Origin of the sequence: Rheinheimera sp. D18, assembly GCF_004345025.1 — a bacterium.
Lineage (GTDB): Bacteria > Pseudomonadota > Gammaproteobacteria > Enterobacterales > Alteromonadaceae > Alishewanella > Alishewanella metallidurans.
Window position 1 is genome coordinate 1,456,273 of the sequence record NZ_CP037745.1, and the last position, 13,381, is coordinate 1,469,653.

The following is a 13,381-nucleotide window of genomic DNA, read 5'->3' on the forward strand; positions in this document are numbered from 1 at the left end:
AGCTGTTCTAGCTAGGGGAGGTATTATGCTGACAAGAGGAGACAACCGGCATTATTTTCGCATGATGGTGAATGCCGATGTAAAACTGATGATTAATGATCCAGAAACAGGCCGTGTCGTTGACGGGATCTGCCGTGATTTAAGTGCGTCAGGTATGTCAGTTGAAGTTGATGAACCGCTAGAAATGGGCACATTAATTAGATTACGGCTAGATTCTGCTAATGCCAGTGTTCCACCTCTGGATGCCAGCGCTAAGGTAATGCGGTGCAGTCAAGAGAGTGAGGATATTTATCAGCTGGGTTTAGCTTTTATGGAATTGAGTTAACAGTCGGTTATAGTAAAAAAAGCAGCCTAGGCTGCTTTTTTATTGGTTGTTTATTGTGGTGAAAACCGCACATTAAAGCTCACCGGTACCAGAGGATCAATGCGTTTTAACCCCGCCAGCTCTTGTAGTTTTGCTACACCTGCTGTTAAGTTAAAACTGTTGGTATTTAGCATCAATGGGCTTTCAGAGCTTGCTTGTAATGTATTATCGCTTAACTTGGTAATGCGTACTTTGCTATTAATCATAGCTTGCTCTTTTGCAATGGTAATGGTTAGCGGCAAATCTAAGACTGTTGAGTTATTTACGCTTAGCGCCGCAACACTGTCGTCACTTAACGGCACACTTACCTTAATATTGGCATATTGCTCAGCTTGTAGCACATACTGCCATATCCGCTCATTACGAATAGGAATATTGGTTTGCATACTCATTACCGGTACGGTAATAGACACGGTTTTACCGTCCCAACTACCGCTTAACTGATTAAATTGATGAGTTTCGGCAACAACTTCATTTTTTACTGAAACAAAATACAGACTGGATTTTTCGTTATCCAGTTGCCAGTTTGCTGCAACGGCAACCTGAGAGCTTAACAATAAGCTAAGTGCGATTAATTTCATTTGTGTCTCCTGTTATGCCAATGTACTACAGTGCATGGCGCCTAGTATATTTTGCAGACCAAACCTTTTAGATAACTGCCTTCTGGATAAAAGCTGGCAATAGGGTGATCACTGTCTTGGCTAAGTTTTTCGATAAATAAACAATCTCTTTTGGCATCAATGGCTGCGTCGGCAACTATTTTTTGAAATAAGCCGTCTTCCATCAAACCTGAGCATGAAAACGTTAACAATAAGCCGCCGGGTTTCACAATTTGCATTGCTACCATATTAATGTCTTTATAACCGCGACAGGCTGACATTAGCTGAGCCTTACTGTCGACAAACTTTGGCGGATCAAGAATAACCATATCAAACTGTTTACCTTGCTCTCGGTATTGGCGCAGTAGTTTAAACACATCAAATTTAACGTTATCTATCTTAGAGAGATCTAACTGATTAAGTTCCGCATTTTTTAGCGCGGTATTCAATGCCAGCTCTGATAAGTCAACGTTAGTAACTGATGAGGCACCACCTTGCAGTGCAGCAACGCCAAAGGTACCAGTATAGCTAAAACAGTTTAGCACCGTTTTATTTTTTGCGTAGCGTTTTGCGGCCGCTCGGCTGGCGCGTTGGTCAAGATAAAATCCGGTTTTATGGCCTTGCATTACATCAACTAATAACGACATGCCATGTTCTTTAATAACCACTTCGCCCGATGTTCTAGGCAAGTGCAGCCAGCCTGTAACTGGCTTTAAGCCTTCTTTTTTACGCACATCAACATCTGAGCGTTCATAAATACTATGCTCAGGAAATAATGCGATTAAAGCGGCGACAATAGCGTCACGCCACGCATCGGCACCGGCAGACAACAGCTGACAAACTAATATGTTGTCATATTTATCAATGGTAACACCAGGTAAACCATCAGACTCTGCTGCAACAACTCTTAAACCTGTAGTGTCATTTAAATTAAATACTTCAGTCCGTAACTGCCATGCGCGAGCAATTCGGCGTTGAAAAAAACTGGCGTCAATGATGTCGTTTTGGTTAAAGCTCCAAACACGAGCACGTATTTGCGAATGTGCAGAATAAGCTGCATAACCTAACCATTCGCCTTTACTACTAAACACCTCAACAGTTTGGCCGCTAGACAGGTTATCACTAACTGTTTTTATGGCTTTAGAAAAAATCCACGGGTGTAAACGTTTTAATGATTTCTCTCGGGTTTCTAGTAAGGTTAATCGTGCTAATGTGGCTGAAGGCTTATTCATCGGTATTTATACACTGTGCTAAACTAAAGGCCGCATTGTAGTTAAAGTGAAGCGCTGAGCAAAGCTAAAGTAGAATTTTTATTCAACAAGTCATTGTGTCATGTTAGTTAAATATAAGGAGTATCCCTTGGCATCTATTCCCGCAACGATGCAAGCCGTGCTGGTTACTAATACGGGTAAAGATAGCACTTTAGTTATAAAGCCTATACCCGTACCAGTACCTTCGGCCGAGCAGCTATTAATAAAAGTAGCTGCTGCTGGTGTTAATCGAGCCGACTTAATGCAGCGCCGTGGGTTTTATCCGCCACCAGAGGGTGAGAGCGATGTCTTGGGCCTTGAAGTAGCCGGTGTGGTAGTTGCTGCTGGCGCACAGCATAAAAGCTGGCTTGGTAAAGCGGTATTTGGTTTAGTACCGGGTGGCGGTTATGCCGAGTATGCATTGTTACACGCCGGCCATGCTATGCCTGTACCTGCTGGTTACACTATGGCCGAAGCTGCAGCAACTGCAGAAGTATTTTTAACCGCTTATCAACTGATGTGTAAGATTGGTAACTTGCAAGCAGGGCAGCGGGTGCTTATTCATGCCGGTGCCAGTGGCGTAGGTACTGCAGCTATTCAATTAGCGAAAACTATTGGTGCTAAGGTTGCGGTCACTGCCAGTAGCGATGCCAAGCTTGCATTGTGTAAAACCTTAGGTGCAGATGTATTATTAAATTATAATAGTGTTGCCTTTGAACAAGCACTATCGGCAATCTGGCCAGACGGTGTTAATCTAATACTCGATTCAGTAGCTGGCGCTTATGTTAGCCGTGAAATACCGCTGCTGGCGATGGATGGTAAAATTGTGTTGTATGCCATGATGGGTGGCAAAGACGTGCCGCAGCTTGATTTATCCGCGCTATTTAAGCGGCGCGGTCAGATAATATGCTCTACTTTACGCAATCGTAGTAACCAATATAAAACACAATTAACTCAAGCCTTTTATCAAAGCTATGGCCAGGCCTTAGCTCAACGACAGCTGAAGCCGGTGTTACAGCAGCAGTTTAATTGGCAACAAGCAGAGCAAGCGCATCAATTAATGGCCAGTAATGGCACCCTAGGTAAGCTTGTTTTAACGCTATGATTTAAAATAAAAAATAACTGCGCGGATTCACTAATAGTAGTAGGCTAACACAAGCTAGTTAATCATTAGGATATTTTGTAAGAATGACACTCGGTACCATTGGTAAGTCTAATTACAGCAAGTCTGTATCGGTATTAATAAGTCGTATTTATGACACTAACCCTGTGGCAAATTCTTTATACCAGCAGGCTCAACAGTATTTTCAGCAGAGCGAAGAGCAAAAAGCGGAAAAAATAGAACTAGAGCAACAGGTTTATTTATTTGAAAACCGCCAGCAGCAAGTAAGTAAGCGTGATGCCGCATTGGTTGAGCGTAATTTGCAACAAGCACAAACTGAAAAAAATACGTTCCAGCAAGCACGTGATGAAGAAGCCAGTCAACGTTATTCTGCATTAAAACTGGTTTGCGATGATATTTTAGCGCTAAGCCAAGGCGAAAGTGAAGAAGATACCAAGGTGCTTAGTGCAAAGTTATTGGGCACTATTCAGTTACTATCGCCAGCCGAAGGCAAACAGGTTGCAATAAGTAATCAGAAAAGTAAGCATCTATATAAAGCCATTCTATCTTTACGCTTACTTGATAAGCTGCTCGCAGATGGCGATCTAAAAAATGCCTATGTGCAACAGCGTTACTTAGCGAGTAAAGGTAAGCAATTTGCTAAAGACGAGTATCACCCGTTTCGTGATGATGTACAAATACCCTTGTTAATGGCAGCAGTGCTGCAAGATATTGGTAGTCGTCACCCCGACGCCTTGCTTATTTTGACCGGTAGCGATGGCAACGCAGATGAGTTTCGCGTGCTGGAAAATGACGAGCGATTAGCATTACTGCAAATTAGTTATCGCGAAAGTGTTAATTATGTTTCTTATGGCATTGGCCTAGGTAAATACTGCGGAAACTCAAGAAGCGAGCGCGATACCTTTATTAAATTAGAGGCTGAGCGCCAGAGCTTTGTACTGTCGTTGTTAAAAAGTGCCATTAAGCCAGAGCATGGTATTGGCAACGTGCTTAAAATTCCGCAAATTTATACCTCAGTCGTGCTATCAACAAAAAGTAGCTTTTCATACGAAACCTTGCCCAAGGTAACGCTGGTGCTAGAAATGGGCGTAGAAAAGGGTGTGTATAGTAAAGTCGCGGTTGATGCGTTAATTAGTATTACTGGTGTGTTTCCACAAGGATTTGGTATTACCTATATTCCTAAAGATTCAGATCGCCAAGATTTAGACCGTTATGAATATGCCATAGTTACTGGTTTATACCCTGCAGATCCGCGTAAACCAATCTGCAGAATGGTTACCCGTAATTTAACTTACAACGTATCAGCCCAAGGCTGTACGGTTAGTGTGGAAAATAACCTTTATTACCCGCAAGCACGTAAAAAATTAGAGCGGATCAGTGAAGAGCGCTTGTTAGAAATTTTAAGTAAGTTGGTATCTAACTTCGAAGAGCGGAAAAATATGGCATTATTACCCAAATGCTGGCATCCCGAAGAATATTTTTCTTATATGAAAAACCAAAATTTATGGAATAAAGTGGTGATGCACCCTAATTAATAGGGTGCTGCTGCATTAACTGTCCGCTGGAGTTTTTGCCGTGCGGTAAGTATTCGTTAGCGAGTCATAATCATCTTCAATCGCTTGAAAATCGATATCTTCATCATATCCTGCAGGTACTTGTTGCCGTGTAGCTATAAAGTCATCGTCACGCATCTGCGCTGTTACTACATCTTGGTCAACACGGGGATCTAATGCGGCTGCCAGTGGCGATGAAACTAAGTCACCCGAGCCCATTTTAAACTGGGCATTTTGCTGTTCTTCCATCATGCGTTTTGCTTGTTTTTGCGTATAGTTAACGCGTAATAAACGTAAAAACAATGAAAATGCGCAGCAGCTAATAAAGGCATATAGCATGGCTGGGCCAATTAGCTGCATTAATGTGGAGGCTAATAGCGGGCCCAAGCTAGCACCTAAACCAAAGGTTAATAAAATGGTGGCCGATAGTGCGACACGATCATTTTGCTCGACATTTTGATTAGCGAACGCCGAAGCAATGGGATATAGCGTAAAGGCGAGTATGCCATAGAAAAAGGTCGCAACTAATAGCCCAATACCGGATAACGGTAGCAGCGCAATAAACAGAGTTAGAATAGTAAGCGCCGCGGCGTTAAAACGTAAAATACGCCCACGTGGAATGCGATCCGAGATTTTCCCCATAGGCCACTGAGCTAACAGACCGGCTAAAATAGTCATCGACATAAATAGGGTTACTTGCTCTGTTGTCATGCCCTTACTTGCCGCATAAGCCGGTGCTAAACCATAAAATGAACCGGCCATCATGCCGGCTACAGTAACCGCTGTAAGTGACTGCGGTACCAATTTCCAAAAGGCTAAAATTTTCAGTGGCGCCGGTTGTAATGGTGCAGGATGAATGCGCGTTGTTAGTGCGATAGGCACAATACAAAGCGAGTAACACATACTGATAATTAATAATGGCGCAATGCCCAGAGCCGGGAATTGACTTAACATGATTTGCCCGCCAATCATGCCAAGATAAGAGGTGATCATATAAGCTGCAAACACCGTACCGCGCTGCGAGCTTTCGGCTTGCTCGTTTAACCAGCTTTCTAATACCATGTACTGGCACATCATGCCCATGCCAACAATCACGCGCATTACCAGCCATATTTCTAATTGCTGTGTTAGCACATGGCTCATGGCGCAAGCACTGACAATGGCGGCACTGGCAACAAACGCACGAATATGGCCAACGCGCGCGATCACTTTATGGCCGAGTTTAGAGCCTAGTACTAGCCCAAAGTAGTAGCAGGACATCATGGCGCCGATCCAAACTGAATCGACGTTTTGTTGAGCTAACGACAAACCTAAGTAAGTAGATAATGACCCTTGGGCCACCAGCATTAATAGGGTAGTCAGAAATAAAGCACTAAAACTACGATAAGGGCTTTTACTGGTCATCCTTAAACCTTAATAAGCAGGCAGCTGGGCTGTCTGAAAGTTTATTTTACACGCATACCTGGGGTTGCGCCGTCATCAGGTGATAGAATAAACAAGTCGCTACCGCCTGGGCCTGCGGCTAATACCATGCCTTCAGATAAACCAAAGCGCATTTTGCGTGGCGCTAAATTCGCTACCATTACGGTTAAGCGGCCTTCCAGCTGTTCAGGGCTATAAGCTGATTTAATACCGGCAAATACTTGGCGTATTTCGCCATTACCAATATCAAGTTGCAGCTGTACTAGCTTATCTGCACCTTCAACCGCACTGGCTTTAACAATTTTTGCTACGCGTAAATCAATTTTAGCAAAATCGTCTATGTTAATTTTTTCAGCGATAGGTTCACGTTCGGTGCTGGCATTCAGGCTTTGTTGCTCGACTTTAACCGTTTTGCTTGCCTCTGCTTTAGCGGCCACTTGCGGCTGCAAATTATCTTTTGATGCTTCGACCATGGCGGCTACTTTAACAGGATCTACCCGCTGCATTAATGCTTTAAATGGGCTAATGGCATGGTTAGTTAATGCTTGCTGATAGTTATTCCAGTTTAGCTCAGTATTTAAAAACGCTTCAGTTTCGGCCGCCATTAATGGCAACACCGGTTTTAAATAGTGCATTAGTACACGAAACAGGTTAATGCCCATTGAGCATACGTCGTGAGCTTCTTGTTGCTTACTGTCATCTTTAACCAACACCCAAGGTGCCTTGGCATCAATATATTGGTTAGCTTTATCGGCTAGCGTCATAATGTCACGAATAGCGCGCGCAAACTCACGGTGTTCAAAGCTGTCGGCAATACTGTCGCCGGCAGCAACAAATTCAGCTAATAACTGAGGCTCTGCTACGGTAGCAGATAACTTACCGTCGTAACGCTTGCTAATAAAGCTAGCGCAGCGGCTAGCAATATTAACCACTTTACCGACTAAATCAGCATTCACTTTTTGGCTAAAGTCATCCAAATTTAAATCGAGATCAGTAATGCTGCTGCTTAATTTTGACGCAAAATAGTAGCGTAAATATTCTGGGTTTAAATAATCTAAATAGGTCCGCGCTTTAATAAAGGTACCGCGCGATTTTGACATTTTAGCGCCATTAACCGTAACGAAACCGTGAGCAAAAATGGCATTAGGTTTACGCATACCGGCGCCATGCAACATGGCTGGCCAAAACAGGCTATGAAAATAAATAATGTCTTTACCGATAAAATGGTAAATTTCAGCGGTTGAATCTAAATGCCAGAAGCTATCAAAATCGATACCGGTTTTATCGCATAGGTTTTTAAAGCTAGCCAAATAGCCAATAGGCGCATCTAACCATACATAGAAAAATTTACCTGGTGCATTAGGTATTTCAAAGCCGAAGTAGGGTGCGTCTCGGCTGATATCCCACATTTGTAAGCCATCTTTAAACCATTCTTGCAGCTTATTAGCCATTTCTTCTTGTAAGCTACCGCTGCGAGTCCAATCTTGTAACATCTGGCTAAACGCGGGTAAGTCAAAGAAGTAGTGTTCTGAGTCTTTTAATATTGGTGTTGCGCCTGATACCACAGAGCGAGCATTTTTCACTTCCGTTGGGCTGTAAGTCGCACCGCACACATCGCAGCTATCGCCGTTTTGATCTAGCGCACCACATTTAGGGCAGTCACCTTTAACAAAGCGATCCGGTAAAAACATCTGTTTTTCTGGATCAAATAACTGGCTAATGGTTTTGCGTTTAATGTAGCCGTTTTCGTTTAGCTTATTATAAATTTGGTTAGCAAAAGCACGGTTTTCGTCGCTATGCGTAGAGTGATAATTGTCAAAGTGAATAGCAAAACCGGCAAAATCGGCTTGATGCTCAATATTGGTTTGCGCAATCATTTGTTCTGGCGTAATACCCAACTCTTGTGCCTTTAGCATAATTGGGGTGCCATGAGCATCGTCAGCGCAAACATAATAACATTCATGGCCGCGGGCCTTTTGAAACCGCGCCCAAATATCCGTTTGAATGTATTCCAGTAAATGACCTAAATGAATCGGGCCATTGGCATAGGGTAAAGCGCTAGTAACAAGAATTTTGCGTGTTGACATTAAGCTGTGCTCTTTTGCATAAATAACTGAAAAAATATAGTTAAATGATACACTAGCTGGCATCGATCCGCACCCGCCATCAGGCGGTTGTGGTAAAAAAACGTGTTAATGCCTGAAATTGGAACTTACCGATGTTTAACTGGTTTAAATCTACTAAAACCGATGTTGTGCCCGATGCCGTGCAGCAGTTTTTGCAGCATTGGCAATTGCCTGACAGCGGCGCTCCGTTATCGTTGTTGCTCGATGCGGTGAACTTAAACAAAAACAACCTGCAAATTACGCTTAAATTGCCGTTGTTATCACTTGCTCAGCCCTTGCAACAAGCCTTGCACAGTGCCGGTTTTAATTATGAATTGGCACTAGACTACCGCAATGCAACTACCGCTATTTTTAAGCAAATTAAACAAATTATTTTGGTGGCATCTGGTAAGGGCGGCGTAGGCAAGTCGACTACTGCGGTAAATTTGGCCGTTGCGCTTAGCCTAGAAGGCGCAAAAGTGGGGCTGTTAGATGCGGATATCTACGGCCCATCTATTCCGACAATGCTAGGGTTAAGCGGCGAAAAAATTAGCTCAGCTGATAACAAGCTAATGCAGCCTAAATTTGCCCATGGCGTATATCTGCAATCAATTGGCTTTTTGGTTGACCCACAGCAGGCCTCAGTTTGGCGTGGACCAATGGCTAGCCAAGCCTTAATGCAACTCCTTAATGAAACAGTATGGCCTGAGCTTGATTATCTTGTTGTTGATATGCCACCCGGTACTGGTGATATTCAGCTAACTATGGCGCAAAAGCTACCCGTAAGTGGCGCGCTGGTTGTTACCACGCCGCAAGATATTGCGTTGTCCGATGCAGAAAAAGCGATCAGTATGTTTCGTCAGGTCAATATCCCTATTTTGGGCCTTGTGGAAAACATGAGTTTTTATCTATGTCAGCAATGTGGCAGTAAAGATGATATTTTTGGTACCGATGGCGGTTTATTACTAGCCGAGCGTTACCATGTGCCAGTGCTTGGGCAATTACCTCTAGAAAAACATATTCGTGAACAAGCCGACGTCGGCGTGCCTGCGGTATTAAAACAGCAGCCAGTAGCTGATATTTACCGTACAATCGGTAGACAATTAATGTTGGCGCTGCATTGGCATAGCGCCAAACAGGCCGCTAGCCAACCAGAAATTATAATAACGGACGATTAAAATGAGATTGTGTGATCGCGATATAGAACGCTATTTAGCCGAAGGTAAAATTAAAATTGAGCCATTACCTGATGCCGACATGATTAGTGGCGTTAGCGTAGATATTCGCTTAGGTAATAAATTTCGTGTATTTCAAGCTCATGCCGCACCTTATATCGACTTAAGTGGGCCAAGAGCCGAAGTAGATAAAGCGTTAAACAGTGTAATGAGTGATGAAATTTATATTGTCGATGGTGAAAAGTTTATTTTGCATCCGGGCGAACTAGCATTAGCCATGACGCAGGAGTCGATAACCTTACCTGCTGATATTGTTGGCTGGTTAGATGGCCGCTCATCGTTAGCACGTTTAGGTTTAATGGTACACGTAACAGCACATCGCATTGATCCGGGTTGGTCGGGTAATATTGTGCTGGAATTTTACAACAGCGGTAAATTGCCGTTAGCGCTACAGCCAAAAATGAAAATTGGTGCACTTAACTTTGAATTAATGACCGGCCCTGCAGATCGGCCGTATAACAAACGCTTAGATGCTAAATATCAGCAACAAACTGGCGCCGTAGCTAGCCGCATTGGCCATGACGACAAAGGTTAAACGTATTAGCCCTTGGCCAAATAAAAAACCCACGTAAAAACGTGGGCCAAAGCTATAAAGCAAAAATGAAGCGTAATTATTATGCAATAAAACTGCATAGCTTGGCAATGTTGCTTTGTGTTTTACGCTGATAAAAAATAGATTAACGATTAACAAGGTGTCGCTATGAAACTCTATGGTTCACAAACATCACCCTATGCGCGACGTATTAGGTTATTGCTGGCCACTACCGCACATGAATTTATTAATTTGAATATATTTTCGCCTGATGATCGTGAAACCTTGGCGGCAATTAATCCAACTTTACGCATACCTATGCTAGTAGATGACAACCAGACAATATTTGACTCGGCGGTTATACAACGGTATATAGCGGGTAAATTGGCACTGTCGACGCTAAGTTGGTATCAAGAAAACCAACTCACGGTAATTAATGCGGTAAATGACTCCTTAGTTATGCTGTTGCAATGCAGCCGCAGCGGCTTTGATACCAGTGACGATATATTGTTTTTTAATTTACAAAAAGAGCGAGTGGCTACCTCGCTATATGTGCTAGAGCAGCAGGCGGCTAATGGTGAGTTTGCTAACTGGAACTATGTCACTATGGCGCTTTATAGCCTAGTTGATTGGGTGTTATTTCGTGAGTTAGTAGAGCTGGACGATTATCCGGCGTTGCTACAATGTGTTGTTAACAATGCGCAGCAAGCCGGTGTAAAACAGAGTGATCCGCGTTTAGGTTAGCCGCTAAACCTGTGCTGCTTTTAGTAGCACAGGTTCAATCATTACACTTTGCTCAGCATCAGATAACCATATTTGACCTTCGCTAATGTTGTATTGCAGATCCATATTGCGATTAACTAATTTTGCCATCGCTTTAACGGCATCTTCAGGTATTTCAATAATTTGTAAGTTACTGTAGCGTTCAAGTGCTTGCTGGCTGTTTTTCCACCACACAGGCACACTGCGTCCACCATAACAATATAAGGTTACTAGTTTGGCGCGACCGGCTGCTTTACGTAGCCATTTTTCATCACTTTGACCAAATTCGACCCATAAGTTAATTTCACCACTCAGGCTTTTATCCCATAACTCAGGCTCGTTATCCTCAGTGCTTAAACCTTTAGTGAAGGCGAGGGTGTCACTGGCATTTAGTACAAAGGCTAACAAGCGGACCATCATGCGTTCATCATTCTCTGATGGGTGCTGCGCCAGCATTAGGCTATGGTTGTGATAATAATGGCGATCCATATCAGCAATCTGCAGTTGTACTTTAAATACGGTGGCTTTTAATGCCATAACTCTCTCACTACTAAGACAAAGGCGCTGAGTGTAACGCGAAGCTGCGCTGGGCTCAATTTAACCGTATGGATGCTTACTATTTTAGTATTGAAGTTAGTAATATGATTTACGGATTAAATAGCTTCAGGCGCGATTAAGCTGCAGCCTGTTTACATAGTTAAAACCTAACCTGGAAATAGTATAAATATGCGTAATTTACTAGCGGTATCAGTATTTATGGCGTTTGCTCTATCAGCACAAGCCAACACACTATTAACAGATGAAAATCTTAACCAATTAGAAGCCATGTTACCTAAATTACAGCAATTAGAGCAGCGGCCACAAAATAAGCAGTTTCAATTAAAGCAACATTGCAACTGGTCGCAGCATTATGCTGAACTAAGTTCTCAGGAAAAAGACAGCAAATATCAAGCACAAATTGAACAACTAGCTAAACAGCATGGCTTTACCCCCGTGCAATTTGTTGAGTTAAGCGCAAAAGTGACTTGGCCTATTTTAGATAGTGTGCAGCCGATGCTGGAGATATCGCGTCAAGCGATGGTGTTTTTGCCGGAAGCACAACGAAAAAACACAGAAAAAACCGTAACTCAAGGTCAGCAGTATTACAAAACATTAAGTAGCTGTTTAACCAATGATGATAAAACGGCGCTAGATAAACATCATGATCGCATTATGCAAATGGCACAGCGTCTTGGTGGCGTGGGGCAAATGTTACCCAAGGGTATGGTAATGCCAGCTAACTAGTTTACATATTGAAGCGTAGCTAGGCCGAGCGACTTAGCTACGTTAGGATTAAAGTTTAAGGTAGTAATGCTTGTACTAATTGATGCACAGCTTGCAGCTGCGGTCCGGTTTTTGTTGCATAATCGGCACCGGTATAGCCCCACCAATCCCAACAGGCATTAGGGTTAAACGGATTAATGCTACTGGCAACAGTCTGCGGGTAAAATATCACTAAATTATTAGTATCAGCATAGTTATTCAAGTCGGTACCAGTAACAAAAGCATCGCCTACGCTATTAGCATTCTGCTTACAGCCATGAAAACTAACATGCAGCTTACAAGGCTCCCCAGCGGCACAGCTTACTGGTACATATAAATAACCTATTTCGGCCAGCGTATCTTTAGCAGCAGCGGCTAATTGGTGCTGATTAATCTCTAGTAACGTTCCAGTTGTGCTTGTTGTTTTGGCTTTTACCTTGCCAAGTAAATGTTGTAGTAGTGAGCCTGAAGCATCATAGCCGCAACTGGCTAGATAAGGAGCTTCTGAACGCTCGCAGCTACCTAAGTTAGGGCGGTCGGTAGGAAACGTATGAGCAAATGGCTTGTCATTAATTAGTACAATGTTTTCGGGAGTAACCCACTGTTTATACTGTTCATACAATATGGTTGCTAGCTTGGGTTGTACCGTAGCATCTTTAGCACCATGAAATATCCATATTTTGTCATCTTTGAGCGTAATTAATGGTGCCAATTTTCCGGCTGAGCGCTGCGCGGCGATATATTGCTTTATTGCCAGTATATCTGGCGCGCTGGTGTCTTTGTTAAAGCAGTGCTCTAAAGCTAAACCTAAACTGTTTTGTGCGCAGTATACTGGGCCGCTAGCTAACATTGCGACACCATCTACCTGCTCGGCAAAGGCGACATGGTATTGTCCGGCCATGTAGGCACCGCTAGATAAACCCGATAAGGTAATGCTTTGCTCAAGCTTTAAATCGCTAAGGGCGGGTGTTGCATTTAGCGTTGTAGCAAAAAGAGATAGCAACGTAAGGGCAGATAATTTAATAACGCGCATAAAAACTCCCAAATTCATTGTAGTACTGACTAATGTGGCACACCAGTAAACATGCTGCAATAGGGCTTTAGTACAGTGCAGTCAGCGTGTACTTATTAATG

General features: G+C 43.1%; 13 protein-coding genes. 7 read left to right on the top strand and 6 right to left on the bottom strand.

Going from position 1 to position 13,381, the window contains the following annotated elements; genetic code table 11:
• Positions 1 to 25: 25 nt before the first annotated feature.
• Positions 26 to 325 carry a PilZ domain-containing protein gene (locus E0Z06_RS06915; RefSeq protein WP_132583158.1) on the top strand — a complete coding sequence of 100 codons (300 nt, stop codon included), beginning with the start codon at positions 26 to 28 and terminating at the stop codon, positions 323 to 325.
• Positions 326 to 375: 50 nt separating this feature from the next.
• Here the strand turns inward: E0Z06_RS06915 and E0Z06_RS06920 are convergent, their stop codons facing one another.
• Entirely contained in the window at positions 376 to 945 is a 570-nt protein-coding gene (locus E0Z06_RS06920) for a YceI family protein (RefSeq protein ID WP_132583160.1), read from the bottom strand.
• Positions 946 to 986: 41 nt separating this feature from the next.
• Positions 987 to 2,195, bottom strand: a complete 1,209-nt coding sequence (locus E0Z06_RS06925; RefSeq protein WP_132583162.1) for a class I SAM-dependent methyltransferase — start codon at positions 2,193 to 2,195, stop codon at positions 987 to 989.
• 127 nt (positions 2,196 to 2,322) lie between these two features.
• Here E0Z06_RS06925 and E0Z06_RS06930 point away from each other — a divergent pair, with 127 nt between their 5' ends.
• A complete protein-coding gene (locus E0Z06_RS06930; protein ID WP_132583164.1) occupies positions 2,323 to 3,318 on the top strand; it encodes an NAD(P)H-quinone oxidoreductase in 996 nt (331 codons plus the stop codon).
• An 83-nt stretch (positions 3,319 to 3,401) separates the two neighbouring features.
• On the top strand, positions 3,402 to 4,871 hold the full coding sequence (locus E0Z06_RS06935) for a hypothetical protein (RefSeq protein WP_132583166.1): 1,470 nt from the start codon (positions 3,402 to 3,404) through the stop codon (positions 4,869 to 4,871).
• Between the two features lie 15 nt (positions 4,872 to 4,886).
• On the opposite strand, the gene E0Z06_RS06940 is transcribed toward E0Z06_RS06935, so the two are convergent.
• Complete coding sequence (locus tag E0Z06_RS06940) at positions 4,887 to 6,293, bottom strand: MFS transporter (protein WP_132583168.1); 1,407 nt, start codon at positions 6,291 to 6,293, stop codon at positions 4,887 to 4,889.
• A 41-nt stretch (positions 6,294 to 6,334) separates the two neighbouring features.
• Positions 6,335 to 8,398, bottom strand: coding sequence for a methionine--tRNA ligase (metG, locus tag E0Z06_RS06945; RefSeq protein ID WP_132583170.1), 2,064 nt, complete (start codon positions 8,396 to 8,398; stop codon positions 6,335 to 6,337).
• Between the two features lie 131 nt (positions 8,399 to 8,529).
• Between metG and apbC the strand changes: the two genes are divergently transcribed.
• The 3 genes from apbC to E0Z06_RS06960 all read left to right on the top strand — a co-directional run bounded on the left by apbC (position 8,530) and on the right by E0Z06_RS06960 (position 10,927).
• The gene (gene apbC / locus E0Z06_RS06950; protein ID WP_132583172.1) at positions 8,530 to 9,594 is read left to right on the top strand and encodes an iron-sulfur cluster carrier protein ApbC; all 1,065 of its coding nucleotides are present in this window, start codon (positions 8,530 to 8,532) and stop codon (positions 9,592 to 9,594) included.
• Between the two features lies 1 nt (position 9,595).
• On the top strand, positions 9,596 to 10,186 hold the full coding sequence (gene dcd, locus E0Z06_RS06955) for a dCTP deaminase (protein ID WP_132583174.1): 591 nt from the start codon (positions 9,596 to 9,598) through the stop codon (positions 10,184 to 10,186).
• Positions 10,187 to 10,351: 165 nt separating this feature from the next.
• Positions 10,352 to 10,927 (top strand): glutathione S-transferase family protein, encoded by a 576-nt coding sequence (locus E0Z06_RS06960; RefSeq protein WP_132583176.1) that lies wholly within the window; start codon positions 10,352 to 10,354, stop codon positions 10,925 to 10,927.
• A gap of 3 nt (positions 10,928 to 10,930) precedes the next feature.
• Here E0Z06_RS06960 and E0Z06_RS06965 read toward each other — a convergent pair whose 3' ends face one another.
• Complete coding sequence (locus E0Z06_RS06965; protein ID WP_132583178.1) at positions 10,931 to 11,482, bottom strand: YaeQ family protein; 552 nt, start codon at positions 11,480 to 11,482, stop codon at positions 10,931 to 10,933.
• A gap of 189 nt (positions 11,483 to 11,671) precedes the next feature.
• On the opposite strand from E0Z06_RS06965, the gene E0Z06_RS06970 reads away from it, so the two are divergent.
• Positions 11,672 to 12,229, top strand: coding sequence for a hypothetical protein (locus E0Z06_RS06970; RefSeq protein ID WP_132583180.1), 558 nt, complete (start codon positions 11,672 to 11,674; stop codon positions 12,227 to 12,229).
• 55 nt (positions 12,230 to 12,284) lie between these two features.
• On the opposite strand, the gene E0Z06_RS06975 is transcribed toward E0Z06_RS06970, so the two are convergent.
• Positions 12,285 to 13,280 (bottom strand): PHB depolymerase family esterase, encoded by a 996-nt coding sequence (locus E0Z06_RS06975; RefSeq protein ID WP_132583182.1) that lies wholly within the window; start codon positions 13,278 to 13,280, stop codon positions 12,285 to 12,287.
• Positions 13,281 to 13,381 lie beyond the last annotated feature (101 nt).